The sequence below is a fragment of the Pacificoceanicola onchidii genome (assembly GCF_004804335.1).
GTDB classification, from domain to species: Bacteria; Pseudomonadota; Alphaproteobacteria; order Rhodobacterales; family Rhodobacteraceae; genus Pacificoceanicola; species Pacificoceanicola onchidii.
The window spans coordinates 243408-270084 of sequence record NZ_SRXY01000006.1; the positions used below are offsets into that span (position 1 = coordinate 243408).

30 protein-coding genes are annotated in these 26677 nt (G+C 61.9%); 11 read left to right on the plus strand and 19 right to left on the minus strand.

Features of this window, described 5'->3' with window-relative positions; all coding sequences use genetic code 11:
* Window positions 1-43 precede the first annotated feature (43 nt).
* On the minus strand, window positions 44-1141 hold the full coding sequence (gene hppD, locus E4662_RS16730) for a 4-hydroxyphenylpyruvate dioxygenase (RefSeq protein ID WP_136442750.1): 1098 nt from the start codon (window positions 1139-1141) through the stop codon (window positions 44-46).
* 116 nt (window positions 1142-1257) lie between these two features.
* Here hppD and E4662_RS16735 point away from each other — a divergent pair, with 116 nt between their 5' ends.
* Window positions 1258-1731: an Lrp/AsnC family transcriptional regulator gene (locus tag E4662_RS16735; RefSeq protein ID WP_136442751.1), complete on the plus strand. Its 474-nt coding sequence runs from the start codon at window positions 1258-1260 to the stop codon at window positions 1729-1731.
* A 46-nt stretch (window positions 1732-1777) separates the two neighbouring features.
* On the opposite strand, the gene phaR is transcribed toward E4662_RS16735, so the two are convergent.
* Together phaR and xseA are read right to left on the minus strand one after the other, a co-directional pair.
* Window positions 1778-2329, minus strand: a complete 552-nt coding sequence (gene phaR, locus E4662_RS16740) for a polyhydroxyalkanoate synthesis repressor PhaR (RefSeq protein WP_136442752.1) — start codon at window positions 2327-2329, stop codon at window positions 1778-1780.
* A 99-nt stretch (window positions 2330-2428) separates the two neighbouring features.
* Complete coding sequence (gene xseA, locus E4662_RS16745) at window positions 2429-3997, minus strand: exodeoxyribonuclease VII large subunit (RefSeq protein ID WP_136442753.1); 1569 nt, start codon at window positions 3995-3997, stop codon at window positions 2429-2431.
* Window positions 3998-4146: 149 nt separating this feature from the next.
* Between xseA and purD the strand changes: the two genes are divergently transcribed.
* The gene (purD, locus tag E4662_RS16750) at window positions 4147-5409 is read left to right on the plus strand and encodes a phosphoribosylamine--glycine ligase (protein ID WP_136442754.1); all 1263 of its coding nucleotides are present in this window, start codon (window positions 4147-4149) and stop codon (window positions 5407-5409) included.
* A 3-nt stretch (window positions 5410-5412) separates the two neighbouring features.
* On the opposite strand, the gene E4662_RS16755 is transcribed toward purD, so the two are convergent.
* Both E4662_RS16755 and mgtE read right to left on the minus strand, forming a co-directional pair.
* Window positions 5413-5973, minus strand: coding sequence for a 5-formyltetrahydrofolate cyclo-ligase (locus E4662_RS16755; protein ID WP_206080304.1), 561 nt, complete (start codon window positions 5971-5973; stop codon window positions 5413-5415).
* Between the two features lie 11 nt (window positions 5974-5984).
* A complete protein-coding gene (mgtE, locus tag E4662_RS16760; RefSeq protein WP_136442755.1) occupies window positions 5985-7385 on the minus strand; it encodes a magnesium transporter in 1401 nt (466 codons plus the stop codon).
* A gap of 205 nt (window positions 7386-7590) precedes the next feature.
* Between mgtE and guaD the strand changes: the two genes are divergently transcribed.
* Window positions 7591-8907, plus strand: coding sequence for a guanine deaminase (guaD, locus tag E4662_RS16765; RefSeq protein WP_136442756.1), 1317 nt, complete (start codon window positions 7591-7593; stop codon window positions 8905-8907).
* A gap of 78 nt (window positions 8908-8985) precedes the next feature.
* On the opposite strand, the gene E4662_RS16770 is transcribed toward guaD, so the two are convergent.
* The 4 genes from E4662_RS16770 to E4662_RS16785 form a co-directional block, all read right to left on the minus strand.
* Window positions 8986-9411 (minus strand): CAP domain-containing protein, encoded by a 426-nt coding sequence (locus tag E4662_RS16770; RefSeq protein ID WP_240705225.1) that lies wholly within the window; start codon window positions 9409-9411, stop codon window positions 8986-8988.
* A gap of 9 nt (window positions 9412-9420) precedes the next feature.
* On the minus strand, window positions 9421-10761 hold the full coding sequence (locus E4662_RS16775; RefSeq protein ID WP_136442757.1) for an 8-oxoguanine deaminase: 1341 nt from the start codon (window positions 10759-10761) through the stop codon (window positions 9421-9423).
* Between the two features lie 78 nt (window positions 10762-10839).
* On the minus strand, window positions 10840-11637 hold the full coding sequence (gene hisN / locus E4662_RS16780) for a histidinol-phosphatase (protein WP_136442845.1): 798 nt from the start codon (window positions 11635-11637) through the stop codon (window positions 10840-10842).
* 61 nt (window positions 11638-11698) lie between these two features.
* Window positions 11699-12073, minus strand: coding sequence for a helix-turn-helix domain-containing protein (locus E4662_RS16785; RefSeq protein ID WP_136442758.1), 375 nt, complete (start codon window positions 12071-12073; stop codon window positions 11699-11701).
* 282 nt (window positions 12074-12355) lie between these two features.
* Here E4662_RS16785 and E4662_RS16790 point away from each other — a divergent pair, with 282 nt between their 5' ends.
* Window positions 12356-13315, plus strand: a complete 960-nt coding sequence (locus tag E4662_RS16790) for an NADPH:quinone oxidoreductase family protein (RefSeq protein WP_136442759.1) — start codon at window positions 12356-12358, stop codon at window positions 13313-13315.
* Between the two features lie 62 nt (window positions 13316-13377).
* Here E4662_RS16790 and E4662_RS16795 read toward each other — a convergent pair whose 3' ends face one another.
* The 3 genes from E4662_RS16795 to E4662_RS16805 form a co-directional block, all read right to left on the minus strand.
* Window positions 13378-14361 (minus strand): Gfo/Idh/MocA family protein, encoded by a 984-nt coding sequence (locus E4662_RS16795; protein WP_136442760.1) that lies wholly within the window; start codon window positions 14359-14361, stop codon window positions 13378-13380.
* A gap of 140 nt (window positions 14362-14501) precedes the next feature.
* A complete protein-coding gene (gene rpoH, locus E4662_RS16800) occupies window positions 14502-15398 on the minus strand; it encodes an RNA polymerase sigma factor RpoH (RefSeq protein WP_136442761.1) in 897 nt (298 codons plus the stop codon).
* A gap of 301 nt (window positions 15399-15699) precedes the next feature.
* Window positions 15700-16719, minus strand: coding sequence for an RluA family pseudouridine synthase (locus E4662_RS16805; RefSeq protein ID WP_136442762.1), 1020 nt, complete (start codon window positions 16717-16719; stop codon window positions 15700-15702).
* Between E4662_RS16805 and E4662_RS16810 the strand changes: the two genes are divergently transcribed.
* The 3 genes from E4662_RS16810 (at window position 16718) to infA (ending at window position 18225) form a co-directional block, all read left to right on the plus strand.
* Window positions 16718-17032, plus strand: a complete 315-nt coding sequence (locus E4662_RS16810; RefSeq protein ID WP_136442763.1) for a DUF6476 family protein — start codon at window positions 16718-16720, stop codon at window positions 17030-17032. The two genes, E4662_RS16805 and E4662_RS16810, sit on opposite strands and share 2 nt — an antisense overlap.
* A 5-nt stretch (window positions 17033-17037) precedes the next feature.
* A complete protein-coding gene (locus tag E4662_RS16815; protein WP_136442764.1) occupies window positions 17038-17922 on the plus strand; it encodes a carbon-nitrogen hydrolase family protein in 885 nt (294 codons plus the stop codon).
* Window positions 17923-18006: 84 nt separating this feature from the next.
* Complete coding sequence (gene infA / locus E4662_RS16820) at window positions 18007-18225, plus strand: translation initiation factor IF-1 (RefSeq protein WP_005978431.1); 219 nt, start codon at window positions 18007-18009, stop codon at window positions 18223-18225.
* A 74-nt stretch (window positions 18226-18299) separates the two neighbouring features.
* Here infA and E4662_RS16825 read toward each other — a convergent pair whose 3' ends face one another.
* Both E4662_RS16825 and E4662_RS16830 read right to left on the minus strand, forming a co-directional pair.
* Window positions 18300-19322 carry a fatty acid desaturase gene (locus tag E4662_RS16825; RefSeq protein WP_136442765.1) on the minus strand — a complete coding sequence of 341 codons (1023 nt, stop codon included), beginning with the start codon at window positions 19320-19322 and terminating at the stop codon, window positions 18300-18302.
* A 179-nt stretch (window positions 19323-19501) separates the two neighbouring features.
* Entirely contained in the window at window positions 19502-19963 is a 462-nt protein-coding gene (locus E4662_RS16830; RefSeq protein ID WP_136442766.1) for an MmcB family DNA repair protein, read from the minus strand.
* 109 nt (window positions 19964-20072) lie between these two features.
* Here E4662_RS16830 and E4662_RS16835 point away from each other — a divergent pair, with 109 nt between their 5' ends.
* The 4 genes from E4662_RS16835 (at window position 20073) to E4662_RS16850 (ending at window position 22952) form a co-directional block, all read left to right on the plus strand.
* Window positions 20073-21383 carry a coiled-coil domain-containing protein gene (locus E4662_RS16835; protein ID WP_136442767.1) on the plus strand — a complete coding sequence of 437 codons (1311 nt, stop codon included), beginning with the start codon at window positions 20073-20075 and terminating at the stop codon, window positions 21381-21383.
* On the plus strand, window positions 21380-22117 hold the full coding sequence (locus E4662_RS16840) for a COG3904 family protein (protein WP_136442768.1): 738 nt from the start codon (window positions 21380-21382) through the stop codon (window positions 22115-22117). Before E4662_RS16835 ends, E4662_RS16840 begins: the two co-directional genes overlap by 4 nt.
* A gap of 104 nt (window positions 22118-22221) precedes the next feature.
* Window positions 22222-22551 (plus strand): ArsR/SmtB family transcription factor, encoded by a 330-nt coding sequence (locus E4662_RS16845; RefSeq protein WP_136442769.1) that lies wholly within the window; start codon window positions 22222-22224, stop codon window positions 22549-22551.
* Window positions 22548-22952, plus strand: coding sequence for an SRPBCC family protein (locus tag E4662_RS16850; protein WP_136442770.1), 405 nt, complete (start codon window positions 22548-22550; stop codon window positions 22950-22952). The genes E4662_RS16845 and E4662_RS16850 overlap by 4 nt, the downstream gene beginning before the upstream one ends.
* A 391-nt stretch (window positions 22953-23343) precedes the next feature.
* Here the strand turns inward: E4662_RS16850 and E4662_RS16855 are convergent, their stop codons facing one another.
* From E4662_RS16855 to ribB, 5 genes are all read right to left on the minus strand, one after another.
* Entirely contained in the window at window positions 23344-23664 is a 321-nt protein-coding gene (locus E4662_RS16855) for a hypothetical protein (protein ID WP_136442771.1), read from the minus strand.
* Between the two features lie 83 nt (window positions 23665-23747).
* Window positions 23748-24524, minus strand: coding sequence for a hypothetical protein (locus tag E4662_RS16860; protein ID WP_240705227.1), 777 nt, complete (start codon window positions 24522-24524; stop codon window positions 23748-23750).
* 3 nt (window positions 24525-24527) lie between these two features.
* On the minus strand, window positions 24528-25001 hold the full coding sequence (nusB, locus tag E4662_RS16865; RefSeq protein WP_136442772.1) for a transcription antitermination factor NusB: 474 nt from the start codon (window positions 24999-25001) through the stop codon (window positions 24528-24530).
* Window positions 24998-25549 (minus strand): 6,7-dimethyl-8-ribityllumazine synthase, encoded by a 552-nt coding sequence (locus E4662_RS16870; protein WP_136442773.1) that lies wholly within the window; start codon window positions 25547-25549, stop codon window positions 24998-25000. Before E4662_RS16870 ends, nusB begins: the two co-directional genes overlap by 4 nt.
* Window positions 25549-26676 carry a 3,4-dihydroxy-2-butanone-4-phosphate synthase gene (gene ribB, locus E4662_RS16875; RefSeq protein WP_136442774.1) on the minus strand — a complete coding sequence of 376 codons (1128 nt, stop codon included), beginning with the start codon at window positions 26674-26676 and terminating at the stop codon, window positions 25549-25551. The genes E4662_RS16870 and ribB overlap by 1 nt, the downstream gene beginning before the upstream one ends.
* Window position 26677 lies beyond the last annotated feature (1 nt).

The following is a 26677-nucleotide window of genomic DNA, read 5'->3' on the forward strand; positions in this document are numbered from 1 at the left end:
TAGTCCGAGGATGTCACGTTGCCCAGAGCAAATGCGCGGCGCGTCAGCCCGCCTCTTTCAACTCGCCGCTTTCGATCTGCTCGCGCTCGATCGATTCAAACAACGCTTTGAAGTTGCCTTCGCCAAAGCCATCGTCACCCTTGCGCTCGATGAACTCGAAGAAAATCGGGCCGATCACGGTCTTGGAGAAGATCTGCAGCAGGATGCGCGTCTCGCCGCCATCCACGACCCCTTCGCCGTCGATCAGGATGCCGTGTTTCTTCATCCGATCCACCGGCTCGTCATGGCCCGTGACGCGTTCAAAGCTCAGATCATAGTAGCTCTCCGGCGGCCCCGGCATGAACTTGACGCCGTTTTCCGCGATCTCATCGGTCGCGTCATAGATATCGCGCGCGCCGACGGCGATGTGTTGAATGCCTTCGCCCTTGTACTTCTTGAGATACGCCACGATCTGCCCGGTCTCGCCCCGGTCCTCGTTGATCGGAATGCGAATGCGACCGCAAGGCGAGGTCAGCGCGCGGGAGAACAGGCCGGTGTACTTGCCCTCGATGTCAAAAAAGCGAATTTCGCGGAAATTGAACAGCTTGCCATAGAAATGGAACCACTTGTCCATGTTGCCCTTGAAGACATTGTGGGTCAGGTGATCGAGATAGTAGAACCCCACCCCGCGCGGCTTGGATTGCTCGGTCCACTGGAACTCGGCGTTGTAGGGCGAGGTGTCATAATACTGATCGGTGAAGTAGATCAGGCTGCCACCGATGCCCTTGATCGCAGGCCAGTCCACGGTCTTGTCGGCACCCTCATAAGGTTCCGCACCCATGGCAACCGCATGGTCAAAAGCCTGCTGCGCATCTGCAACCCGCCACGCCATCGAGGGCGCGCAGGGGCCGTGCTCTTCGACAAAACGGGCGGCAAAGCTGCCCGGCTCGGCATTGATCACATAGGTGATGTCGCCCTGCTGCCAAAGCTCGATGGCCTTGGTCTTGTGGTTGGCCACATGGGCATAGCCCATCTTCGTGAAGAGTTCGCGCAGCTCCTGCGGTTCGGGATGGGCGAACTCGACAAACTCGAATCCGTCGGTGCCAGCGGGGTTCTCTTCGGTGATGGTCGATTGCGGGGCGTCGTGCGGGAAAGGTCCCATGAGTGCTCCTCCTGTTGCGCTTTGTGCCAAGGTACGGCATCCGCCATGCGGCGTTTGCGCAAAGATTGGGAGCTTCAACGATTGTTTGCGGCACTCTCGCGCGTTATGCTCCCTTCATGCAAAAAAATAGCATCGAACTGGACGAAACCGACCGCGCCTTGCTTACGGCGCTGCAAAAGAACGCCTATGCCACCGGGCAGGAACTGTCAGACATGCTGAACCTCTCCGCCAGCCAAATCGGGCGGCGCAGGCAAAGGCTGGAGGAAGCCGGGCTGATCATGGGATATCGCGCCCGGCTCGATCCGGCGCGGCTGGGATTGGACGTGCAGGCTTTTGTGCAGGTACAACTGGCCCGGCACGGATCGGATGAGGGCGCGAGCTTTACCCGCCTTTTGTCGACACGCCCCGAGATCATCTCCGCCTGGACCATGACCGGCGAGGCCGATTACCTGCTGCGCGTGTTCTGCCCGGATCTACAGACGCTGAACCGGCTTATTCACGAAGTGCTTCTGGTGCACCGCAGCGTCTCCCGCGTGCATTCCCAGATTGTCATGGATCAGCCCAAGGGCGACGCCCCGCTTCCGGTGTGACCGGACGCATCCGAACGCCACAACGGCGTTCGGCGCTTTGCTGCGGTTACTTGTCCAGCTTGGACAGTTTGCTCTGCAACTCGGCAAGCTGCTTCTTGATCGCGTCCAGATCTTCGCCCTCTTTCGGACTGTCATCCTCGGTAGGACCAGACCAAGCCGAGCCCACGCCGCCGGTCATCGCCTTCAAAAAGGCTTCCTGCTGCGCCTGCATCGCCTCGAACCCGGGCATTTTGGCCATCGGGTTCATGGTGTTCATGTTCTCGACCCACTTGGACTGGCTCTTCTGGAACGCCTCGAACGATGCGGCAAGGAACTGCGGCACCATGGTGCCAGCCTGCGAGGTGTAGCTGCGCACAAGATCCGTCAGCACATTGATCGGCAAAACGCTTTCGCCCTTGCTCTCATGCTCTGCCACGATCTGGAGCAGGTATTGCCGGGTCAGGTCATCGCCGGATTTGAGATCAATGATCTGCACTTCCCGGCCATCCCGGATGAAACCCGAAATATCCTCAAGCGTCACATAGTCCGAGGTTTCGGTGTTATAGAGCCGCCGGCTGGCATATCGTTTGATCAGCAGTGGCTTTTCGGACTCTGCCATATGCGGCCTCCCCTTCATGCAGCATTGCAGCAAAGTCTATGCGACTGCAGAACCCAAAGTAAAGCCTGCCTTTTCCAAGAAGGACTTGCAGGCCTTTGTTCAGAAGAGGCTGCCCTGCTCGGGCGGCGTGTCCTTGGGTTTGGATTTGGCCTTGGGCGCGGGTTTCGGCCGGGACGGAGCCTCTGCGTCGCTGAGAGGCAGAACGCCGTCGGCAAATTCGATCTCCAGCGCCGCCGCCTTCTGCGCCGCGCCCCGCGTTGTGACCACCGCCCCATCGCCGCGCACCACAGCATAGCCGCGTTTCAGCGTCTCGCGGTAACTCAGCGTTTCGCGCAAACGGTCCACCGCCTCCAGCGTCTGCCGCGCCTGTGCGATCCGGCCTGTGTGCGCTTGCTCCATACGTCGGGCAAGGGTCTGAAACCGCTCGGATTGCGCGGAAATCTCGCGCAAAATTGCCCGGTCACTCAATCCATCCGCACGCCTCGCCAGATCGGCGCGGCGCATTTGCACCAAGCGTTCCAAGGCCGGCCCGAGCCGCGCAGCGCGATCGGTAACCTTGCCGCGCTCCGCTGCAATCGCCCGCGTCAGCACCGAAGGCCTGAGCGATCCGGCCTGCTCGCTCAGATGCAGCCGTCGCCTGTCCACCAGCCGTTGCAGGCCCGCAGGCAACCGATCCGATAGCACATCGAGCCGCTGCCGCGGCGCATCCAACAATGCCTCTGCCCGAGGCATCGCCCGCGCCAGATCGCGCAGCCTTTGTCCGCGCACCTCCACCCGCTGACCCATGGCGCGGGTCATGCGCGCGCCTGCCTCCTTCGTCCAACTCATCAGTTCGAGCCGAACAGGCACGGCGATCTCCGCCGCCGCCGTCGGCGTCGGCGCGCGTTTGTCCGAGGCATAATCAATCAGCGTGGTGTCCGTCTCATGCCCCACAGCCGAGATCAGCGGAATGTCAGAGGCCGCCGCCGCCCGCACCACACTCTCTTCATTGAAGCCCCAAAGATCTTCAACCGAACCGCCGCCGCGCGCCACAATCAGCAAATCCGGGCGGGGCAAGGCGCCTCCCGGCGTCAGCCGATTGAACCCTTCAATCGCCCGCGCCACCTCCGGCGCGCAGGCCGCCCCTTGCACCGCCACAGGCCAGATCAGAACCTTGCGCGGAAAACGCTCGCGCAAGCGGTGCAGAATATCGCGAATGACCGCCCCCGTGGGCGAGGTCACAACCCCGATGATCTCCGGCAGGTACGGCAACGGCTGCTTGCGCTCGGGCGCGAACAGCCCTTCGGCTTGCATCTGCGCCTTGCGCTTTTCCAGCATCGCCATGAGAGCGCCCATGCCTGCCGGCCGGATGTCATCAAGCACGATCTGGTATTTGGACTGCCCCGGAAAGGTGGTCATGCGCCCGGTCGCCACAACTTCCATGCCTTCTTCGGGCAAGGTCTGCAGCTTCGCCGCCACCCCTTTCCACATCACCCCGGAAATCACCGCGCGATCATCCTTGAGATCAAGGTAGAGATGCCCGGAGCGCGGCCGCGTCACCCGCCCGACCTCGCCGCGCACCCGGACAAAGCCGAACTCGCCTTCGATCATGCGTTTGACAGCACCCGAAAGCTCAGAGACGGAAAACTCCGGCGTGTTGCCCGCGTCCCCTTCGTCCAGAAGATCCATTTCCCTGCCTTCCCTTGCTTCCGCAGCCCCCCGACCTTAAAGGGTCACTCGACAAGACAAAAGCGCCCCTGCCCTTCTTTGGGCTCAAAATACCTCGGGGTCCGGGGCAGCGCCCCGAACGGCCCGACGCCAACCAATGGAGCCTGCCCATGAACATCCTGATCCTCGGAAGCGGTGGACGCGAACACGCCCTGGCCTGGGCCACGCTTCAGAACCCGAAATGCGACAAGCTGATCGTCGCGCCGGGCAACGCAGGGATTGCGATGATCGCGGAATGTGCCAGCATCGACATCAACGATGGCGGCGTGGTCGCGGAGTTTGCCTCCGAAAACGCCATTGATCTGGTGATTGTCGGCCCCGAGGCGCCCTTGGCCGCGGGTGTCGCGGATCGCTTGCGCGCCGCGGGTTTCGCGGTCTTTGGCCCGTCGGCGGAAGCCGCGCGGCTCGAAGCTTCCAAGTCCTTCACCAAGGAAATCTGCGACGCCGCAAACGCCCCCACAGCCGCTTACGGCCATTTCACCGATGCCGAAGCCGCCAAGGCGCACGTTCGTGAACAGGGCGCGCCGATTGTGGTCAAGGCGGACGGCCTCGCCGCAGGCAAGGGCGTGATTATCGCCGAAACCGTGGCCGAAGCCGAGGCTGCGATTGACGACATGTTTGGCGGCAGCTTTGGCAGCGCGGGCGCCGAGGTGGTCATCGAAGAGTTCATGACCGGCGAAGAGGCGTCTTTCTTTGTCCTGGTTGATGGCGAGACCTGCCTGCCCATCGGCACCGCGCAGGACCACAAACGCGTCGGCGAAGGCGATACCGGGCTCAACACCGGAGGCATGGGCGCGTACTCCCCGGCTCCGATCATGGACGAGGCCGTCACGCAAAAGGCGCTGGATGAAATCGTGCGCCCGACCATGGCCGAAATGGCCAAGCGCGGCAGCCCGTATCAGGGCGTGCTCTATGTCGGCCTGATGATCAAGGATGGCCAGCCGCGTCTCGTGGAATACAACGTGCGCTTCGGCGATCCCGAATGCCAGGTTCTGATGCTGCGCCTCGGCGCACAGGCTTTTGATCTGATGCAGGCCTGTGCCGAAGGGCGTCTTGATGAGGCGCAGGTGACCTGGGCCGATGATCACGCCATGACCGTGGTTCTGGCGGCGAACGGCTATCCCGGTGCGTATGAGAAAGGCTCTGTCATCAAGGGCTTGGATGCGCTTCCCGAAGACAGTTTCCACATGATGTTCCACGCGGGCACCACCCAAAAGGACGGCGCGATCACAGCCTCTGGCGGGCGTGTTCTGAATGCCACCGCACGCGGAGCAACGTTGCAGGAAGCGCGCGATCGGGCTTATGCCATGGTCGACGGCACCGACTGGCCCGAAGGCTTCTGCCGCCGCGATATCGGCTGGCGCGCGCTCTGAGCGTCAGCTGCCCGGCTGGATCACCGCGTTTTCGGTGACGATGAAATCAAGCGGCTGGTCTGTCGGCTCCAGCGGCAGATCTTCCGCTTCCTGCGCGGCAAAGGTAAAGCCGATGGCAAGCGTTGCGCGTTTGGCGCGAAGCCGTTCCAGCGTGCGATCATAAAAACCGCCGCCATAGCCGAGACGCCCGCCGCCTTTGCTGAAGGCCACCAGCGGCACAATCAGAAGTTCCGGCTCGATATAGTCAAGCGTCGCAGGCACCCGCGCGCCAAAGGCGCCGTCCACCATCTCGCAATCCGGCTCCCAAAGGGCAAATCGCAGCGGCTGCCCGGCCGCTTCGATCACCGGCACGCAAACAGGTCCATGGGCGGCGGCCTCTTCCATCGCGGCCATGGGGCTGATCTCGGTCCGGATCGGCATATAGCCGGCCAGCGGCACACCGCGATAGCCGGCCAGCACTTCGCTGAGCTTACCCGCCTGCCCCGGACTTCGCGTTTCAAAGGCGGTCTTGCGCCGGGCAAAGGCGGCTTTGCGCGCTGCTTTTTTCAGATCATCCAAGGACATGCGCCACTTCCTTACAGCAAAACAACAACGGCAAGTCCAAGGAAGGCGAAGAAGCCCACCACGTCCGTCACCGTGGTCACAAAGGCCCCGGAGGCCAGCGCCGGGTCCACCCCGGCCTTCTCAAGAAGCACCGGAATCACGATCCCTGCGAGGCCGGCAACGACCAGATTGATCACCATCGCGGCAGCGATCACCCCACCCAAGGCCGGTGAGCCAAACCAGACGATGCCAACAACCCCCATCACGACCGCAAAAATGATCCCGTTGACCAGCCCCACCATCGCCTCACGCCGGATCACCCGCCAGAGGTTTGATGTGGTGAGGTCCTTGGTGGCCAACGCGCGCACCGCCACGGTCAGCGATTGGGTGCCCGCGTTACCCCCCATGGAGGCGACAATCGGCATCAGCACGGCCAGCGCGACGACCTGTGCAATCGCCGCCTCGAATTGCGCGATGACAAGGCTTGCCAGCACCGCCGTCACAAGGTTCACCGCCAACCATGGAAAGCGGCGTTTTGTGGTTTCAATGTAGTTGTCCGAAAGCGAGCTTTCCTCGTCCACACCGGCAAGGCGCAGGATGTCTTCTTCGTGTTCCTCATCGAGAACCGCCATGGCATCGTCGATTGTGATCACCCCGACGAGCCGCTCGTTTTCATCCACCACAGGCGCGGAAATCAGATGGTATTGATTGAAGGCGTAGGCGACCTCGCCCTCATCCCGGGTGACGGGGATGACGTGGAACACCTCTTCGATCAGCGCGCGCATCAGCACCTCCCGGCGCGAGCCCATCAGCTTTCCAAGCGTGACATTCCCCACAGGGCGCAGCTTGGGATCGACCAGAACGATGTGATAAAACTGCTCCGGCAGATTGTCCGAATTGCGCAGGTAATCAATGGCTTCACCGACATTCCAGTGCTCCGGCGCCATCACCACCTCGCGCTGCATCAGGCGGCCTGCAGAGAACTCCGGATAAGTCAGGGACTGCTCGACAGCGACCCTGTCACTGTCTTCGAGAACCTCGAGAATGGCCTCTTGCTGTGGCTCGTCGAGGTCTTCGACAAGGTCCACAACGTCGTCAGAGTCGAGATCGCGCACCGCCTCGGCGAGAACCTCGGGGTTGAGGATGCCGATGACCTCTTCGCGGATGGAATCGTCAAGCTCCGAGAGGAGTTCGCCGTCAAATTCCTTGCCGTAAAGCTTGATCAGCCGCATCCGGTCGAAGGCGTTGATCTGCTCCAGCATGTCCGCGATGTCGGCCTGGTGCAGCGGCTCGAGCAGGGTCAGAAGCTGTTCCCGGTCGCCGATATCGACCGCGTAAAGCATCTGCGCCACCGCCCTGCGGTCGAGCGCGTAGGCGTCTTCGTCGATTTCGGTTTCGGCCTCTGGGCGGGTGGTCTGGTCTTCGTCCAACATCCCGGGCTCCTGTTGGTCTTTTTCGTTCGGGCGCGCCCCGATTTGCCCCAACTTAAAACCTTTCCCGGGGAAGCTGAAACCGAAAAGCGCGTTTTCCCGGCAACGGCGGCAAAGAACCGAACAGCCTACACGGCGACTGCAAAGCAGGAATTTACCTTTTACCCGTAAGAGCCTAGGTTCGGTGATGTTTTTAGCCGGAGACACCATGCCCCCCGCCACCCTTCACCTTGGCCAAACCCTGTCCTTTGCGGGCGATCCCTTTGCGCTTGGCCCAACCGCGGCCCGGCACGAGCGGCGCGGGGCGGTGCTTGTAGAAAACGGCCTCATTTCGCAAACCGGACCTGCGGATGTGCTTGGCGCGCAGCACCCGGACGCGGCGGTTGTCGATCACGGCGAGGGTTTGATCCTGCCCGGATTCGTCGATGCCCACGCCCATTACCCGCAGACCGCGATGATCGCCAGTTGGGGCAAGCGGCTGATCGACTGGCTGAACAGCTACACGTTCCCCGAAGAAATGCGTTTTGCCGATCCGGCCTATGCCCGGGACATTGCGGAGCGCTACCTGGACATTCTGCTCAGCCACGGGACAACAACCGTCTGTTCTTACTGCACAATTCACCCGGCTTCCGCCGATGCCTTGTTTGAAGCGGCCAAGGCGCGCGGCATGCGGGTGTTCGCGGGCAAAACCTGCATGGACCGCGACACCGCGCCGGACGGGCTGCGCGACACCGCGCAATCCGCCTATGACGACAGCAAGGCGCTGCTGGCCCGCTGGCATGGGCAAGGCCGGGCCGAATACGTGATCACACCGCGATTTTCGCCAACCTCAACACCGGAGCAACTGGAGGCGCTTGGCGCGCTTTGGGCGGAAAACCCGGACTGCCTGATGCAGACGCATCTGAGCGAGCAACTCGATGAAATCGCCTGGGTCAAATCGCTCTACCCGGCAGCGCGCGATTACCTCGATACCTATGAGGCCTACGGTCTGCTTGGTTCGCGTGGGCTTTATGGTCATGCCATCCACCTTGACCCACGCGAAACGGATCGGCTGCGGGAGGCGGACGCGGCCTTGGTCCATTGTCCAACGTCGAACACGTTTATCGGCTCGGGGCTTTTTGACATGGCCGGCTTGACGGCCGCCGGGCAGCGCGTGGGCCTGGCCACGGACACCGGGGGCGGCTCTTCCTTCTCGATGCTGCGGACCATGGCGGCAGCCTATGAGATCGGGCAGTTGCGCGGCACGCCGTTGCATCCCTCGGCCTTGCTGTGGCTGGCCACGCAAGGCTCCGCCAACGCCCTGCACGCGGAGGACCGGATCGGCAATCTCGCGCCGGGGCTGGAGGCGGATATGGTGGTGCTGGATCTGGCATCGACACCGGCGATCGCACAGCGTCACGCGCAGGCCGCCGACATCTGGGAAGCGGTGTTCCCGACGATCATGATGGGCGACGACCGCGCTGTGGCGGCGACCTATGTGGCGGGAGAGAAGGTTTTGCGTCCCGGCGATCAGGGTTTGGACTGACACCTGTCAAGACACGCAGGGCTTGGGCGCACCCGAGGCGCGGCGGAATTTGCGCGCCTCAGGACACCCACAAACCCGTTAGCAGCGCGTGCTTCCCAAGACCAGAACCCAGATGTTGCCCTCGGCCCGGACCAGCCCGTATTCCTTGGCTTTGCGCGACAACATGTTCTTGCGGTGCCCTGGCGAGCGGGCCCAGCCGCCCATGACTTCGGTCACGGTTTTCTGTCCTTTGGCAATGTTTTCCGCCACGAAACACCCACGATAGCCCTGACGCTTGGCCCGTTTCATCGGGCGCGAGCCGTCCGAACCGGTGTGGCTGAACTTCCCGGTGCGGGCGAGATCCATCGCATGGGCCATGGCGGCCTTTTCAAGCGCCTCGGAAGGTTGCAGCGGGCCAAGCCCGTTTTCCGCCCGAAGCCCATTCAGCATTTGCCGCACTTGCTGCGCGCTCGCCACGGCAGGAAGCAGCGCAAGGCACATAATCAAAGCCAGGAGTGTTCGCATTGGAGCCCTCTACATCTTATCCGCCAGAGCCATGGCTAGGCGATTCTGTTTAACGATTGCCTTAGGCAGATCAAACGTCGCGATCTCGAAATCGCGCACGACCTGCCGCCCTTCAACCAATAGATGTCGGACGCGGCGTGGTCCCGCAAGCAAAATCGCCGCCTTGTCCCAGCTGCCCGCCGCCTCGATACCGCTGACATCCCAGAGCGCAAGGTCCGCGCGCTTGCCAACAGCGACCTGCCCGCAGTCACTCCGCCCGAGCACCTCTGCCCCGCCGCGGGTTGCGATGCGCAGTGCCTCGCGGGCGCTCATGGCATCGGCCCCCTTAGTCACGCGCTGCAGCAGCATGGTCTGCCGCGCCTCATCGATCAGCGATCCTGCGTCATTGGAGGCCGATCCGTCCACGCCAAGGCCGACCTTCACCCCCGCATCGCGCATGTCCCAAACCGGCGCGATGCCGCTGCCAAGACGGCAGTTGGAGCATGGACAATGGGCCACGCCGGTGCCGCTTTGTGCAAACAGATCAATCTCTTGCCCGTCAAGCTTCACACAATGCGCGTGCCAGACGTCATCGCCGGTCCACCCCAGATCTTCGGCATATTGGCCCGGTCGACAGCCGAACTGTGCCTCGCTGTAGGCGATGTCCTCGTCGTTCTCCGCAAGATGGGTGTGCAACATGACCCCCTTGTCCCGCGCCAGGATTGCGGCATCCCGCATCAGGTCCCGGCTGACGGAAAACGGCGAACAGGGGGCCACGCCCACGCGCACCATTGCGCCGTCCTTGGGATCATGAAACGCGTCGATCACGCGGATACAATCGTCGAGGATGGCCGCCTCCTGCTCGACCAGAGCATCCGGCGGCAAGCCGCCGTCCGACTCGCCAATGCTCATCGCGCCGCGCGTAGGATGGAACCGCAGCCCCACCTCCTGCGCCGCGTGGATCGTATCATCAAGCCGTGCGCCATTGGGGTAGAGGTAGAGATGGTCGGAACTCATCGTGCAGCCAGAAAGCGCCAGTTCCGCAAGACCGATCTGGGCCGAGACATACATCTCCTCGGGCCCGAACCGCGACCAGATGGGGTAGAGCGTTTGCAGCCAGCCAAAAAGCAGTGCGTCCTGCCCGCCCGGCACCGCGCGCGTCAGCGTCTGGTAGAGGTGATGATGGGTGTTCACAAGGCCGGGCGTCACGATGCAGGCGCTGGCGTCGATCACCGTACCTTCACTGGTCAACCCGGTGCCAATCTCGGCGATGACCCCGTTCTTGATGCGAATATCGACACCGGCCAGCTCCTGCCCGGCATCATCCATGGTCAGCACCGCTTGGGCGTTCTTGATCAATGTTTCTGACATTGGGTCCCTCTCGTTACCCCTTTTCTGAGAGAGACATTCGGGCGCCGGAAAAGGGGAAGTGCGCACCCTGAGAGGAGTTTAGACAGTTTCCTTCAAAATTGCCAAGGCGGCGGCATGAATTTCCGGGTTGGCCGCCGCGAGCGCCCGTCCGCCTTCGTGCACGGGGCCGCCCTGCCAGTCCGTGACAAGGCCGCCTGCTGCTTCGATCACGGCAATCGGGGCCTGGATGTCATAGGAGTTGAGGCCGGCTTCGATCACAAGATCGATCTGGCCCGCCGCCAGAAGCGCATAGGCGTAGCAATCCATGCCATAGCGCACCAGTTTCACCTGCTCCGCCACGCGGCGGAACGCTGCGCCCTCCTCGGCGCTGCCGACTTCCGGGAAAGTTGTAAATAACGTTGCGTCAACCAAAGCCCCCGTAGCCCGGGTTTTCAGGTCAGCGGCCCCTTGTGGGCCGGTTCGGCGTCCCTGCCCCAGACCGCCGGTGAATCGCTCATTGATGTAAGGCTGGTCAATGATGCCAAGGATGGGACCGGTGTTGTCCGACACCGCAATCAGCACACCCCAGGTTGGCGTGCCAGAGATAAAACCGCGCGTGCCATCAATCGGATCGAGCACCCAGGTGAGGCCGGATGTTCCTGATGTTGCGCCGAATTCTTCTCCGAAAACCGCATCCTGAGGACGCCGCTCGGCCAGGATCGCGCGCATGGCCTCTTCTGCCGCGCGGTCTGCCACGGTGACCGGGTCAAAACCCTCCGACAGCTTGTTTTCAGAAGACAGATCGGCAGAACGAAAAAACGGCAGAATCGCATGTCCCGCCGCATCAGCCAACGCATGAGCGGTTTCTACCAACTCATGCTGTTCATTTTCTGTCAGGGTCACGGCAATCCCTCCGGCGCTCAGTTTGGCACAGAGCTACCGCAGGGCGGGACGTGGCTCAAGCCACGTCGGACAGGACTCGCGCCAGTTCGAACAGGCGGCGGCGCTGGTTTTCCGGAATTGCGTAGTAGGAGCGCACGAGATCCAGCGCTTCCTTGTCGCCAAGGATATCCGCAGGGATGCTTTCGGACTTGGGCGCGGCTTCGTTTTCCTCGGCTTCGATGCCTTCGAAGAAGAAGCTGACAGGGACGACAAGCGCATCGGCGATGTCCCAAAGGCGCGACGCACTCACGCGGTTTGCGCCGGTTTCGTATTTCTGGATCTGCTGGAACTTGATGCCAACGTGTTCAGCGAGCTGCTGCTGGGTCATGCCGACCAGCCACCGACGGTGGCGAATGCGTTTACCCACGTGAACGTCTACCGGATGCGCCATTTTTTCTAGTCCTATTCTATTTGTTGCCCGCCCAACCCACGGAAACGGCAAAAACCTTGCTAGATCTGGTCTGGCCGCACCCTACACGGAATTATCCGCAATTCAGTACATCATACAACCATAATAAATCAAGAACGAAGAACGTGCGATGATGGTAAACTTGTTCTCAATTCTCCATAAAGTTGCATGTTCAGCGCGACTGTATACGATTTGAAAACAAGGATACCCACTTGAATATAGGCTCACATTGGCGAAACTCCCGCACAAACGAACGGAGACCCCATGCGAGCGCTTTACCTTACGTCACACGATTCCCTTCCCACGGTCCAGGATTTGCCCGAGCCGGACCCGAAGCCAGGTGAAATCCGCCTGAGAATCGCCGCCTGCGGTCTCAATTTCGCGGATTTGCTGATGCAGAAGGGCACCTATCAGGATACGCCCGCCCTGCCCTTCATCATGGGCATGGAAGTGGCCGGGACAGTGGAAGCGCTCGGCACGGGTGTAACCGGTTTTGCCGCAGGCGATCGCGTGGCGGTCTATGGCGGTCAGGGTGGTCTGGCGGAGGTCGGATGTTTTGACGCAGCCCGTGCGGTCAAGATCCCGGACAGCATGAGTTTCACAGACGCCGCCGCTTTCCAGATCGCCTATGGCACCAGCCATCTCGCGCTGGACCACCGCGCGCGGATGCAGCCCGGCGAGACCCTTCTGGTGCTAGGCGCGGCAGGCGGCGTTGGCCTCACTGCGGTTGAAATCGGCAAACTGATGGGCGCGCGCGTGGTGGCCTGTGCCCGTGGTCCGGAAAAGCTGGAAATCGCCCGCCAGGCCGGAGCGGATCACCTGATCGACGCCAAGACCCAGGATATCCGCGAAGAGATGAAGAAACTCGGCGGTTGTGACGTGGTCTATGACGCGGTGGGCGGCGAACAGTTCACCGCCGCCTTCCGCTCCTGCAAGCCCGAAGGGCGGCTGCTGACCATCGGATTTGCGTCCGGCGACGTGCCGCAGATCAAGGCGAACCATCTGATGGTGAAAAACCTGACGGTGCTGGGCCTTTATTGGGGTGGCTACCTGACGTTCAAGCCGGACGTTCTCACCGGATCGCTGGCGCAGCTGCTGAAATGGCACGAGGACGGGCGTTTGCACCCGCATGTGAGCCATGTTCTGCCGCTTGAGCAGGCCGTCGAAGGCATGGATCTGCTGCGCGCGCGCAAATCGACCGGTAAGGTTGTGATCACGATCTGAGCATCGCTGCGGGACGGTGGGCGGGGCGATCTTCGCCTTGGCGAAGGAGCGCCGCCGCCGTCCTAGCCCTGCTCTTTCGCCCAGATCATGTCGATCATCGCCTGCGTGCCGCGCGAGAACTCAAGCGGGCAAGGATAGTCCGCCCCATCCAGCACACTGGCGTTGAACGCCTCGACCTGATGCACATAGTGATTGTCTGCCGGGAAGCGCCATTCGGTGATTTCCAAACCCGGCCGGTGCAGCTCAACCCGCGCCTCGCCGTACACACCGGCGTTGAACGGCGCGGTCAGGCGGATCAGCCCTTTGTCGCCATGGAAGGTCATCTCCTGCCACGGGCTCATCCGCATCGACACCACGCCGGTGTAGTGAAAGGACGGGAAGCGGGCTGTCACATGGCTCCAGACATCCACACCATTTTCCCGTTCAATTGCAGTGCTGAGGATTTCTTCGGGCTCTTCGCCGGTCACGAAGCGGGTTGCCCCATAGATATAGACGCCAATGTCCGGGATCGCGCCGCCGCCCGTGTCTGGCCGGTTGCGGATGTTGTCCGTGTCCGTGCGGTTGTCATAAGAGAACGCGCCGGAGACCCGTACCAGCTTGCCGATCTCTCCGGCTTGCACAAGGTCCCGCGCCTTGCGCCATTGCGGATGGTGCACAATCATGAAGGCCTCGGCCGCCAGCACACCTTGCCTGTCGCGCTCGAAAATCACCGGTTCAAAGCCTGCGACAGTCATCGCCAGCGGCTTTTCCACCAGAACATGTTTGCCCGCGGCAATCGCCTTCAGCGCGGTGGCCACATGCAGGTGGTTGGGCAGCGGGATGTAGATGGCGTCCACGTCCGGATCGAAGATCAGCGCTTCATAAGAATTCTCTGAAGGCAGCACCCGCAGGCCCGGCGTGCGGTCCAGAAACGGAAGCGCCTTGTCGGCGCTGGAGGTCGCCAGCGCCACCAGGTCGCCGCGCCGCGCCATGTGGATCGCGGGTGCCATATGTTCGCGCGCGAATTTTGACGCGCCCATGATCCCCCACCGCAGATGCTTTGGCATGACCGTTCCCTCCTGCCCTGATTGCGCTACCATCGTGACGTTATCGCCATCCGGCTGCAACCGCTTTGCACGAAAAACCCCCGCGCCAATGAGAGGCACGGGGGCTGAGGGACCACTGGTTACTTGTCTTTGTCGCCGTATCAGGCGCTGGTGAGCATCCCCTGTTCCTGCGCGAGGTTGCGCATGCGGGTCTGCAGCTTTTCAAACGCCCGCACTTCGATCTGGCGGATGCGTTCGCGGCTCACGTCGTAGACCGAAGAGAGGTCTTCCAGCGTCACCGGCTTCTCTGCCAGACGGCGCTGGGTGAGAATGTCGCGCTCGCGCTCGTTCAGCACATCCATGGCCTCGGCGAGCAGCGCGCGGCGCGCTTCCAGTTCATCCTTCTCGGCATAGTCACCGGCCTGATCGGCGTCTTCGTCTTCGAGCCAGTCCTGCCATTGCATGGTGCCTTCGCCCTCGCTGCCCACCTGGGCATTGAGAGAGGCATCCCCACCGGACATGCGGCGGTTCATGCTGATCACCTCGGCTTCGGTCACGCCCAGATCATTGGCGATCCGCGTCACGTTTTCGGGACGAAGATCACCCTCTTCGAGCGCGCCGATGCGGGCCTTGGCCTTGCGCAGATTAAAGAACAGCTTCTTCTGGCCGCTGGTGGTGCCCAGCTTCACAAGGCTCCAGGATCGCAGGATATACTCCTGAATGGAGGCTCGGATCCACCACATGGCGTAAGTCGCCAGGCGGAAGCCCTTCTCCGGGTCAAACCGTTTCACCGCCTGCATCAGGCCAACGTTTGCTTCCGAGATCACCTCGGCCTGCGGCAAACCGTAGCCGCGATAGCCCATGGCGATCTTGGCCGCGAGACGCAGGTGCGATGTGACCATCTTGTGCGCTGCGGTCGAATCCTCGTTTTCCACCCAGCGCTTGGCCAGCATGTACTCTTCTTCCGGTTCGAGCAGCGGGAACTTGCGGATTTCCTGCAGGTAACGGCTCAGACCGGCTTCCGGCGACGGGGCCGGCAAATTTGCATAGTTGCTCATGTCACTCTCCCTCTTGGGCCGCCGAATGTTACGGCGCTTAACATTCCAGATGGGAAGCCCGCGTCGGGGTTTCAACCCCTTTGCGATGTTTCCGTTAACATTTGTTGCTGGGGGCCTTATTTGCGGGGTCCCTGGCGTTTGCCGCTGGTGGTATCGCGACAAGTGTTACAACGTAGTTAACCCAAGTTTCCGTCGAGATAACCTCTGTGACACCTGTCTCACGCAGCTGTGCACTCTGTGTCAGAAATGCGCTGTGGGGGTCACATGTCTACACGAAATGGTGACGCAAAGTCAAGGAATCCTAGCGCAGCGCGTCCAGCACGGACGCCATATCCGGCGGCAACGGCGCGTGGAACAGCATCTCTTCGCCGGTGACCGGGTGGGTAAAGCCAAGCTCCGTCGCATGCAGCGCCTGCCGGTCAAACCCCTGCACCGCCGCAAGCGCCTTGGGGCTGAGCGCCTTGGGCGAGATTTTCCGACGCCCGCCATAAACAGGATCCCCGATCAGCCCATGCCCCGCATGGGCCATGTGCACGCGGATCTGGTGGGTCCGGCCTGTCTCCAGACGGCATTCCACCAAGGACAGCGCAGGCGGGGTGCCATAGGTTTCGAGCACCTTTGCATGTGTGATCGCGTGCCGCCCCTGCCCGTCGAAATAGACCGCCTGACGTTGCCGATCCGTCTTGTGCCGCGCCAGCCCGCTGGTGATGGTGATCTCACCCGCCACGCTCGCCGCAACGCCGCGCATGCCCAGAAGGCGCGGATCACCGCGATCCGGCACGCCGTGGACCAGCGCGAGATACGCCCGCTGCGCGGTATGCTTTTCAAACTGTTTGGCGAGACCATGATGCGCCTTGTCCGACTTGGCGACCACCAGCAGCCCGCTGGTGTCCTTGTCGATCCGGTGCACGATACCGGGGCGTTTTTCGCCGCCAATCCCGGACAGATCTCCGCCGAAGTGGTGCAACAAGGCGTTCACCAACGTGCCATCCGGCGAGCCGGGCGCGGGATGGACCACCATGCCCGCCGGTTTGTTCACCACGATCAGCGCGTCATCCTCATAGACGACCTCAAGCGGGATGTCCTGCGGGACAACGTCATAGTCCTGCGCCTCCGGCACGGTGATGACAATCACATCCCCTTCGACCACTGACCCCTTGGGATTGCTCAGAGGCGCGCCATTCAGCGTCACTGCCCCTTCGGCGATCAGCCTGGCCAGCCGCGTGCGCGAGAGCGCCGCTTCCTCTGGCACATCGCGGGCAAGCGCCTTATCAAGGCGCGGCGGCGGATTGGCCGCGATCGTGACGGATATCTGTGCCATGACTGCTCCTGAAAGCCCCGAGGAAAACCTGCCCGAACCGCCGCAGCTGCGTTTTCTGCGCGTGCTGGTGACGGTTCTGACCGGCGTGATGATCGCCGGGATCGTGCTGATCCTCTTCCTGATCTGGCACCGCTATACCAATGCCCGCGCGCCTCTTCCAGAGGTGATCACCCTGCCCTCCGGCGCAGAGGCGAGCGCTTACACGCAAGGCTCTGATTGGTACGCTGTGGTCACGGAAGACGATCAGATCCTGATCTTTGACCGCGCCACGGGGGACCTGCGCCAGACCATTGCGGTTGAGACCGGCGAGTAACCAAGATGAAGATCGCAACAGCCGCCTACCCGCCCAGCTTCCTGACCTCGTGGAAGGACTACGCGCGGAAGATAACAGATTGGGTCCAAAGCGCCGCTGATCACGGCTCGGCGCTTTTGGTGTTTCCCGAATATGGCGCGTTGGAGCTGGCAACGCTGGACGGGGCGGAAGCCGCACTTGATCTGGAACGCTGCATTCAGGCAACCAACGCGCGCATTTCGGACGCGGACGGGCTGCATGCGGATCTCGCCAGCCGGTTCGGCGTGCATATCCTCGCCGCCTCTGCGCCTGTGCTGGACGAGAGCATCGCCGCCCGGCCGGTCAACCGGGCGCGGCTTTTTACGCCAACCGGCTCTGTGGGCATTCAGGACAAGCAGATCATGACCCGCTTCGAGCGCGAAGAGTGGGACATCGCCCCGGGCGGGCCGTTACGATTGTTCGATACGGCCCTGGGGCGGATCGGCATCCTGATATGCTATGACAGCGAGTTTCCTCTGCTGGGCCGGGCGCTTGCAGAGGCCGATGTGATCCTGGTCCCCTCCGTGACCGAAGCGCTTTCCGGCCATTCCCGCGTTCGGATCGGCGCGCGGGCCCGGGCGCTGGAAAACCAATGTGTGACGGTCATGGCCTCGCTTGTCGGGACGGCAGACTGGTCCGAGGTGATCGACATATCCGTTGGCCGCGGCGGCATCTTTGGCCCGCCGGACACCGGCTTCCCCCCGACCGGCGTTATTGCCTCCGGCGCGCTGGACAAACCCGGCTGGACAATGGCGGATATTGATCCGGAGACCATCCGCACCGTGCGCCGCGATGGGGTTGTGCTCAACCATGCGCATTGGCCGGAACAGCACGGGCGCGACGCCTTGGCGGCGCTGACCCGGCTGCGCTGAAAACTGGGCTTGAATTAAAAGCATATTAAGACCATATACACGCTCGCCCGCTACGATGACGGGCAGTGCAACTCAGGAGAGACCATGGCCAAGGAAGATACGCTCGAATTTCCCGGTGTCGTTAAGGAACTCCTGCCCAATGCGACGTTTCGGGTCGAGCTTGAGAACGGCCATGAGATCATCGCACATACGGCAGGCAAGATGCGCAAGAACCGCATCCGTGTTCTGGCAGGCGACAAGGTACAGGTGGAAATGACCCCCTACGATCTGACCAAAGGTCGGATCAACTACCGCTTCAAGTAAGCAACTCCGCCAAAACAAAAAGAAAACGCCGGGCGCTTTGCCCGGCGTTTTCTTTTTCGCAGTGTCCGAACCGGTCAGGCCAGCAAGGAACGCGCCTCGCGGAAAGACAGCAGCCTGCGGCTTTGCTCATCCCACAGGTGCAGCTTGGCGTTGGCAAAGCTTTCCGCAATGGTCATCCGGTTGCTGTCCTTCAGCATCTCATGATCGCGCAGCACCTCGGTCAGCCGATAAAAGGGGATTCGGCTGTAGAGGTGATGCACATGATGAATGCCGATGTTGCCGGTCATCCATTGCAGCACCTTGGGCATGACATAATGCGAAGAGCCTTCGAGCGCGGCCTCGTGCAACTGCCAATCCGCATCCTGATCCCAATGGGTCGTCTCGAACTGGTGCTGAACGTAGAACAGCCAAATCCCGAGGGTTGCGGCCAACAGCGTCGACGGCACGAAGATCAGCAGAAGCGGCGCCCAGCCGCCGAACCACCAGATCGCGCCAAGCGCCAGGAACAGAACCACGTTGGTCGCCATCGCGCTGATCCAGTATTGCCGCCCGTCAGTCAGCCCGATGGGCAGGCGATTTTGTAGGAAGAAAATGTAGAACGGACCCAATCCGAACAGGACAACGGGGCTGCGATAAAGGCGGTACATCAACCGCCCGCGCCATGTCTCGGCCTTGTATTCCGCGACGGTCATGGTGTGAATGTCGCCAAGTCCGCGACGGGACAGATTGCCTGCACCACTGTGATGGATCGAATGTGTACGGCGCCAGACGTCATACGGCGTGAGCGTCAGAACCCCGAGCGCCCGCCCCAGCCAGTCTCCCGCCGTGCGGCTGTGGAAGAACGCACTGTGGCCGCAATCGTGCTGAATGATGAACAGCCGCAGAAGGAAACCGGCGTTCAGCACCGACAGGCCAAAGGCCAGCAGATAGCTGAACGACAGAGCCCACCACGCCAGCGCCCAGAGCAAAAGGAACGGAACAAGTGTGATCGCCAGTTCAAAGAGGCTGCGGCCAAGGCTTGGGTCGCGGTAGGCGGCAAGCACCTTGACCCAATCACGCGCGGATCGGGGGGCATCGTTCGTGGTTTTCTGAGTCATCTGCCTGCAGTCTTGTTTGTCAGACGATCTCATAGCCGATGAATCTCTCCACGCAAACGATCCATTTGGTCACAAGGCACGGAATTTCGTGTGGACCCCAATATCGAATCCCGTTTCGGCGGCAGTCTGGCAGCTGACGCTTAATTTTTCGTGCAAACGGCCACCCTACAAAGAATCGGTCAGAGCGCCCAACCCGACGCCCCGTCCGGGTCCCTCAGGCCATGCAACCGGCGCGCCGCATGTACAGCAAAGCTGCGCGTCAGTTTGGTCCGGCGCGCCCCGGCGAGCTTGTCTTCCGGTGCCATGCGGATCACCTCGGCACCATAAGCGTCGGCCATGATGAGCCCGGTCTCTTCGGGCAGGATCTCCACCGGAAACGCGGAGTCCACCGCCCAGAAATACCGGTCGCAATAAGGCAGATACCCTTGCCATTTGCCGTCCCCCATAAAGTCCGCGCGGCTCGATTTACACTCTACGACCCACAGCTCCCCCTTGGGTCCAAGCGCCATGACGTCGACGCGCAGCCCCCTGTCCGGCACAAATTCCTCGATCACCGCAAAACCGAGACTGGCCAGATGACGGCAAACACCCCGCGCCAGAAGCTGGCCGGGTGCGAGGGCGGGAGAGACAGGCGAAAGCATGCTCAAAATATACGAACATTTCATGAACAAAGGCAAGCGCCGTCACCGCCCCGCTTTCAAACCTTCGATTTTTCCGTACCTTACCCAAGCAATTTCCAAAGAGGGCGAGATGACCGACCCGCATACCCTGTCCCGCAGCGCAGCGCGCGGCGTGCGCCATGCGCGCGAACTTGAAGGCCACCTGACGTGGCTCGACACCTTCTCGGGCACGGCGCTTGGCGTTTTGTCTGTCGCCTCCGGCATTTACACCTATCTGGGCGTGTCCTCGCTGCTCGATGAGAACGGCGCGATGTCGGTCTTTGCCGCCATCGCCTACTCCGTGGCGGTCTCTGTCGGGATCTTTGTCTTCTGGTCCTACCTGATGCGGTTGTTCCCGGCGGTGCGCACCGCGCGCGCCCGCACCGGGCTTTTGGGCGCCATAGGGCTTGGATCGCTTGCCATCATCGCCATGTCCTCCTGGCTCAATGCCGCCGCTTTGGCCGGGTCCGCTGCCGTGGAGCAGCATTTGGCTGAAACCGTGCAGGACTACCAATCGGCGCTGGAACGCGCCCATGAAATTGCCCTGTCCGGTCAGGCGCTTGAGCGTGATGTGGCCCGTGTGCGCCAGTCCTTCGAAGACCTGTCCGAACAGGAGGCCGCCGGGACACTTTCGGGCCTCGCCGGGCGCGGCGCGGTCTTCCGCGTGCTACGCCAGAAAAGCGCCGAGCTGTCTGCGCTTGAAACCCAGATCGCCGCGCAAACCCCGCTGGTTGACAATGCCTTTACCGAAGGCAACACGATCCTGTCCCGGATGCGCGCACTGACCGTCGAGCAAGGCCCTGTCGAGGCCCGGTCCGTCGAGTTTTCCGAAGCCGCCGTGCGCCTTCAAGGGCTGATCACCCAGTTGCGCCAGCTGTCCGTGGCGCAACTGGTAGAGCGCGCGGCGCAGGATCTTGCCGCCTCTGTGGTGCTGCCGGAACTGGACGGGCGCACGGACGAGAACCGCGCGGATCAGTCGGCGACGATCTCTTCGGTGCTGGAAGTGCTGGCCGCACGTGCGGCGACGCTGGAGCAGGCCGCGCAAAGCGTGGGTAGCCTTCAGCCGCCCGCCGAAGTGACCTATACGCCGATCAGCGCGGCAGATGCTGTGATCCTCTATGCCCGCAACTTTGTGCCATCCTGGGCCGGGGCGATTGCGATTGATCTGCTGCCAATGGTGCTTGTCCTGATCCTTGCCATTACCCACGGCGCGATCCGGCAAGGGCGCGAAGGCGCGGCCATCGAGGACACGCTGACGTTGGCCGAGTTGCGCGCTGCTGTCACCGCGCTGCGGGATGTGGAGAGCGATCTGGCCGCACGCGAAGCGGATCTGCACCCGGCCGAAGACCCCACCCCGGCAGAAGATGACAAGATCGCCCAGCTCAAGGGACCGGCCTCATGAAAGCCAGCACCGTCGCCCGAACGCTCTCGGCCGTGCTGATCTTTCAGCTCGGGATCGGCGCGTTCCTTGTGATTTCCGACATGCAGACCGGCGGTTTTCGACTGCCCGGGATCGGTGCTCCCAGCGCGCCGCGCCTGACAGAACCTGTGCGACCCGGCGACCAAACCCGCCGCTTCACCCCCGGGCGGGACCGCCCCGCCGTGCGCCCTGCGCGGGACCCCGGAGACCTGCCGGAGCGGCTGACACTGACCTTTGAGAACCAGACTTACAGGCTTGAAGGCGGCATTGCCCCTGACGATGCGGCGCGCATCATCGACCAGATCACACAGGCCGATCCGCCGGTCGAAACCGTGATTGTGCAATCCCCCGGCGGCTCGGTACGCGACGCGCTTGAGATCGGTCGGCATCTGCGCACTGCCGGGATCAACACGCAGATGCTGCCGGGAGAATATTGTTTCTCTGCATGCCCTTATCTACTCGTCGGTGGCAAGACGCGCGACATTCCCGGAACCGCGGCGGTTGGCGTGCACCAGCACAGCTTCGGCGAAAACACCCTGCTCCCGGCATTTCTTGCCGTGGAGGACATCCAGCGCGGTCAGGCAGAGGTCATGCAGTACCTCGACCAGATGGGCATTGATCTGCGGGTGATGCGTCATGCGCTCGCGACGCCGGCGGATGAGATCTACATCCTGCTGCCCGAAGAACTCGAACGCTACGGTTTCACGGACAGCTAATCCCAGCCACGGCGCTCGGACGCCTCAAATAAAACGCGCCTTGACATGATACCATTTGGTACTGCATATATGCAATATCAAATGGTATCACAATGGAGTCTGCCATGCCCGCAGCACGCCCCTTGCAACCCGCCTTCAAGGCCCTTGCCGACCCGACCCGCCGCGACATCCTGCGCCGTCTCTCGGCCCGAGAAATGACCATCGCCGAGATCACGGCGCATTGCGACATGACCCGTGCGGCGGTCAAAAAGCATCTCGTGGTGCTCAAGGACGGCAACCTCATTCATATGCGCCATGAAGGGCGCGAAACCCTCTCCACCCTGAACGCCCAGGGGCTGAAACCCGTCACCGATTGGCTCAGCTATTTCGAGGCTTTCTGGGACGACAAGCTTTCCACCCTGCAAACCCTCCTGACAGACGAGACAGAGACATGACCCATACAATCCGCAAATCCGTCTACCTGCCCGCCGACAAACCCACCGTCTGGGCGCATCTGACCCGCGCCGAATTGCTGGGCAAATGGTTTCATCCGGCCAAAGCCGATCTGGCCGAAGGCGAGGACTTTCTGCTGGTCTCCCAAAAGGATGGGGATCGCATGTGCTGGGGCCGTGTGGAACGCGCGACACCGATGGACCACATGCGCTGGAGCTTCACGGTGGGACCACTCAACGGGGTGATGACCGTCGTGGACTGGACCCTGTCGGACAGCTCTGGCGGCACGCTTCTGGACCTGGTGCACTCAGGCCTGCCGGACGGCGCGGAAGACTACGGCCTGACGCTCGCGCTCGACAAGGGGTGGCACGGGTTCCTCGGCAATCTGCACGGCATCGAATAAGATCTCCGCCGCCACTTGTCCGGTGGCCCGCCATCCCCTATGTCAGGCCTTGGCGGGCTACTGCCCTTTCCGTGATCCGATCCATTCCGGTGGCCTTAAGCAAATCCGAGGGAGCTGGCTCTGTCGTAGCTGTGGCTTCGTTACCTGGCACCCACCTGTATATACAGGTCCTCGGGAATGCATGATCCCCACGTCCGCGGTGGTTCCCGCCACATCTGCCAAGGTCGCACTTTTGAGCATCAAAAGTGTCGACGCCGCAGCCCAGCCACTCCGGCCGACAAATCGGGTCGGTGGGTGGGCGCTTTTCGGCTCTGCCGAAACAGGGCAGCCTCCGACAAACAAAACGCGGCCCCGAAAGGCCGCGCGTCCATCCAGCAAAGCAGACCTAGCCTCAGCCCTGACGGCCAAGCACATCCTTCTTTGTTTCGGCCAGAACCGGCACGGGCGCAGGCGCGCGGACCATGTCGCGTTTGCCCCCCGCGGGCGGCTCTTTCTCGGCCAGGCGCATGATCGAAATCCCGAACTGCACACCGGCAAAGACAATCCCGTTGAACACCCAGAGCATTACAACGGCAACGATTCCACCGGAGCTGTGTGTCACCAGATGCCACAGGTTTGCCACGTCAAACCACAGCAGCATCGCCACAAACACCGCCGACAGGCCAAAGCCCGCAATCACCTGACGGATATAAAGCTTGATCAGTTCCGGCATGAGGGACCTCCATCACATTCCGATACTGGAATGATAGGCTTTCGGAACCGGAAAGCAACCCCAGCTGTTGCCGCAGCGCGGTACTATTTCAGCTGAAAGTGAACGTGGTCATCGTGCCGCGCGGCGCGGCAGCCCTGAAAGCGGATGGCCTTGTGGCCAAAGCCCAACCGCGCCACCAAATGCGGCTCGAGGAAGACTTTGCCGATCCGGTCATCGCCCGTCAAAACCCGCATCACCGAGCGCAGGCGAGGTTCATCCAAGGCATAGCTGCGCCACATCGGTTGCAGCCAAGCGAAATCCCAACGCAGGGTTGGCCAGACATCCGGGCATTGCGTGGGTCCCTCTTCAAACGCGAAATACCCTATCGGCGAGCGCGTTGCCCCCGGCGCATATCCGGTCTCATCGCTATAGTAGAAAGCAATGTCCGCCTTCTTTCCATCTTTGTGCGAAAGATGCGGCAAGAGCGGAAACCCGTCTATGAACGGGAAGTTGGCATCGAGCAGCAGTGTTTGCGTCCCCGGATGGCGCCTCTCCATCTCTTCCGCCAGACGCTTGAGCACATCGGCCATCTCGGGCGTCACATAGGTGCGATTGAGTGCGCAATACAACCCGCTTTGGACGCGCAAAGGACCATCCTGCAAGCAGCTGATCGCCACCCGGCCAAAGAGCGGCGCAATCCAGACCGCTCCCAGAGTCAGAACGACGTAGATCACGCAAAAGGAGATCACGCGTCGCTTGAACAGGAGCGCAAGTAACCACGCGAGACCGCCGATCTGGGTCAGAAGCGTCAGAAACAGGAAAATCGCTGTGTGACCGGCGGCGCGAACCGGTGAGAATCTTGATTCGGCCCGCTCAGCCAAAACTCAAAAAGCTTCCGGCTTCGCCTCACGCGCCATGTGATCGAGTACCGCGTTGACGAACCGTGCCTCTTTCCCGTCCGGGAAAAACGCGGAAGCCACGTCCAGATACTCAACAATCACCACCTTCGGCGGAGTGTCCAGCGCGACGAATTCCGCCCCGGCAGCCCGGAACAAAGCGCGCAGCACAGGGTCAATCCGGGCGATGGGCCATTTGGCGACAAGCGCGCGGTCCGTCATCTGGTCGATCTTCGCCTGATAGCTGACCGCCTCTTCGAGGATATTGGTGAACAGGGTCACGTTACCCTCGATCATCTCCTCGCCTTCGAGCTGTTCCACGCCAAAGCGGTGATCAAGGAACTCCACCTTGACCCGGTCGAGCGCCTGTCCGGCCTGCTCCATCTGGAACAGCGCCTGTACGGCATAAAGCCGCGAAGCGCTTTTCATCTTGCGTTTGTCATTGCCGGCTTTGGCAGTCATGCGGTGTCGGACCCTTTGGCGTCGCCTGCGATCTGGAATTCATCGCGGGAGGGGACGAATCCGACGCCCTTCCGCGAAGCGCCCCACCTACGGGCAAGCGCGATCAGATGCAAGGCCGCCGCCGCCGCGCCGCCACCTTTGTTCTGCCCCTTGGATTCGGCCCGCACAATCGCCTGATCCATGTTCTCAACCGTCAGAATACCATTGCCGATGCACAGCCCCTGCAGGCCGAGCAGCGTCAGGGCGCGAGACGAGTCGTTGCAGACGGTTTCGTAATGCGTGGTCTCGCCGCGCACGACGCAGCCCAGAGCCACATAACCGTCGAAATTGCTCATGCGCTCGGCGATGCCGATGGCCGTGGGCACTTCCAGCGCGCCGGGCACTTCGATTGTCTCATGTGTGCCCCCCGCCGCTTCGATCTCGGCCTTCGCGCCTTCGACCAGCTGATCAGCGATTTCCTTGTAATAGGGCGAGACGACGATCAGCACTTTGACGGGCTTGTCAAAGCTCGGGCGATCCAGCGTGTAATGCGTGATATTGGCGGCCATTATCCCAGCTCCGAGATTTTGCGTGTGCCAACGATCTCAAGGCCATAGGCGTCGAGACCCACAACTTTGGGTGTTGGCGAATTGGTCAGAAGTTCCAGCTTTGACAGGCCAAGCGAGGAGAGGATCTGCGCCCCAAGGCCATACTGGCGCAGGGTCTTGGGCGAGACATCATCGTGGGTGTCGAGCTTCATCGCCGTATCGCGCAGCAGCACAACCACGCCGCGCCCTTCAGCGGCAACCGCCTGCATGGCATGGGAAAACTCGGCGGCGCGCCCCGAAGGTCCGGTGCCCACAACGTCGAGCATCGGATCCATGGCGTGCATACGCACCAACACTGGCTCCGGCGTGGAAATATCCCCCTTCATCAGGACGATATGCTCATCCCCGTGGGTTTCATCGACGTAGACACGCATGTTCCATTCACCGCCGAATTCGCTGGTGATGGTCTCTTCCTTGCTGATCTGTACAAGGTTGTCATGGCGGCGGCGGTATTTGATCAGGTCGCTGATCGTACCGATCTTCAGCCCGTGTTTCTGGGCGAAGGCCACAAGTTCCGGCAGACGGGCCATGGTACCATCGTCGTTCATGATCTCGCAGATCACACCCGCCGGGTTCAGACCTGCCAGACGGCTGACATCCACCGCCGCTTCGGTATGACCGGCACGAACCAGAACCCCGCCATTGCGCGCGCGCAGCGGGAAAACGTGACCCGGCGTTGCGATATCCTGCGCGCCTTTGGAGGCGTCCACTGCCACGGCGATGGTGCGCGCCCGGTCTCCTGCGGAAATGCCGGTGCTGACGCCTTCGCGGGCCTCGATCGACGTCGTGAAAGCGGTCTCATGGCGCGAAGAGTTGTTCGTCGACATGAGCTCGAGCCCAAGCTCGTCAATCCGCTTCGACGTCATGGACAGACAGATCAACCCGCGCCCGTAGAGCGCCATGAAGTTGATCGCATCCGGCGTCGCCCATTGCGCGGGAATGACCAGATCGCCCTCGTTCTCCCGATCCTCGTGATCGACCAGAACAAACATACGCCCGTTGCGCGCATCCTCGATGATCTCTTCGGTCGAAGAAATCGCGTCGCGCCAGGAATCCTCTACCGCGCCGGGGGTCTCGTAGTCCGCCATG

Bases quoted from the DNA above. Each gene is read 5' to 3' on its own strand.
- hppD (WP_136442750.1), bottom strand. From the start codon at position 1,141: ATGGGACCTTTCCCGCACGACGCCCCGCAATCGACCATCACCGAAGAG.
- E4662_RS16735 (WP_136442751.1), top strand. From the start codon at position 1,258: ATGCAAAAAAATAGCATCGAACTGGACGAAACCGACCGCGCCTTGCTT.
- phaR (WP_136442752.1), bottom strand. From the start codon at position 2,329: ATGGCAGAGTCCGAAAAGCCACTGCTGATCAAACGATATGCCAGCCGG.
- xseA (WP_136442753.1), bottom strand. From the start codon at position 3,997: ATGGATCTTCTGGACGAAGGGGACGCGGGCAACACGCCGGAGTTTTCC.
- purD (WP_136442754.1), top strand. From the start codon at position 4,147: ATGAACATCCTGATCCTCGGAAGCGGTGGACGCGAACACGCCCTGGCC.
- E4662_RS16755 (WP_206080304.1), bottom strand. From the start codon at position 5,973: ATGTCCTTGGATGATCTGAAAAAAGCAGCGCGCAAAGCCGCCTTTGCC.
- mgtE (WP_136442755.1), bottom strand. From the start codon at position 7,385: ATGTTGGACGAAGACCAGACCACCCGCCCAGAGGCCGAAACCGAAATC.
- guaD (WP_136442756.1), top strand. From the start codon at position 7,591: ATGCCCCCCGCCACCCTTCACCTTGGCCAAACCCTGTCCTTTGCGGGC.
- E4662_RS16770 (WP_240705225.1), bottom strand. From the start codon at position 9,411: ATGCGAACACTCCTGGCTTTGATTATGTGCCTTGCGCTGCTTCCTGCC.
- E4662_RS16775 (WP_136442757.1), bottom strand. From the start codon at position 10,761: ATGTCAGAAACATTGATCAAGAACGCCCAAGCGGTGCTGACCATGGAT.
- E4662_RS16785 (WP_136442758.1), bottom strand. From the start codon at position 12,073: ATGGCGCATCCGGTAGACGTTCACGTGGGTAAACGCATTCGCCACCGT.
- E4662_RS16790 (WP_136442759.1), top strand. From the start codon at position 12,356: ATGCGAGCGCTTTACCTTACGTCACACGATTCCCTTCCCACGGTCCAG.
- E4662_RS16795 (WP_136442760.1), bottom strand. From the start codon at position 14,361: ATGCCAAAGCATCTGCGGTGGGGGATCATGGGCGCGTCAAAATTCGCG.
- rpoH (WP_136442761.1), bottom strand. From the start codon at position 15,398: ATGAGCAACTATGCAAATTTGCCGGCCCCGTCGCCGGAAGCCGGTCTG.
- E4662_RS16810 (WP_136442763.1), top strand. From the start codon at position 16,718: ATGACTGCTCCTGAAAGCCCCGAGGAAAACCTGCCCGAACCGCCGCAG.
- E4662_RS16805 (WP_136442762.1), bottom strand. From the start codon at position 16,719: ATGGCACAGATATCCGTCACGATCGCGGCCAATCCGCCGCCGCGCCTT.
- E4662_RS16815 (WP_136442764.1), top strand. From the start codon at position 17,038: ATGAAGATCGCAACAGCCGCCTACCCGCCCAGCTTCCTGACCTCGTGG.
- infA (WP_005978431.1), top strand. From the start codon at position 18,007: ATGGCCAAGGAAGATACGCTCGAATTTCCCGGTGTCGTTAAGGAACTC.
- E4662_RS16825 (WP_136442765.1), bottom strand. From the start codon at position 19,322: ATGACTCAGAAAACCACGAACGATGCCCCCCGATCCGCGCGTGATTGG.
- E4662_RS16830 (WP_136442766.1), bottom strand. From the start codon at position 19,963: ATGCTTTCGCCTGTCTCTCCCGCCCTCGCACCCGGCCAGCTTCTGGCG.
- E4662_RS16835 (WP_136442767.1), top strand. From the start codon at position 20,073: ATGACCGACCCGCATACCCTGTCCCGCAGCGCAGCGCGCGGCGTGCGC.
- E4662_RS16840 (WP_136442768.1), top strand. From the start codon at position 21,380: ATGAAAGCCAGCACCGTCGCCCGAACGCTCTCGGCCGTGCTGATCTTT.
- E4662_RS16845 (WP_136442769.1), top strand. From the start codon at position 22,222: ATGCCCGCAGCACGCCCCTTGCAACCCGCCTTCAAGGCCCTTGCCGAC.
- E4662_RS16850 (WP_136442770.1), top strand. From the start codon at position 22,548: ATGACCCATACAATCCGCAAATCCGTCTACCTGCCCGCCGACAAACCC.
- E4662_RS16855 (WP_136442771.1), bottom strand. From the start codon at position 23,664: ATGCCGGAACTGATCAAGCTTTATATCCGTCAGGTGATTGCGGGCTTT.
- nusB (WP_136442772.1), bottom strand. From the start codon at position 25,001: ATGACTGCCAAAGCCGGCAATGACAAACGCAAGATGAAAAGCGCTTCG.
- E4662_RS16870 (WP_136442773.1), bottom strand. From the start codon at position 25,549: ATGGCCGCCAATATCACGCATTACACGCTGGATCGCCCGAGCTTTGAC.
- ribB (WP_136442774.1), bottom strand. From the start codon at position 26,676: ATGGCGGACTACGAGACCCCCGGCGCGGTAGAGGATTCCTGGCGCGAC.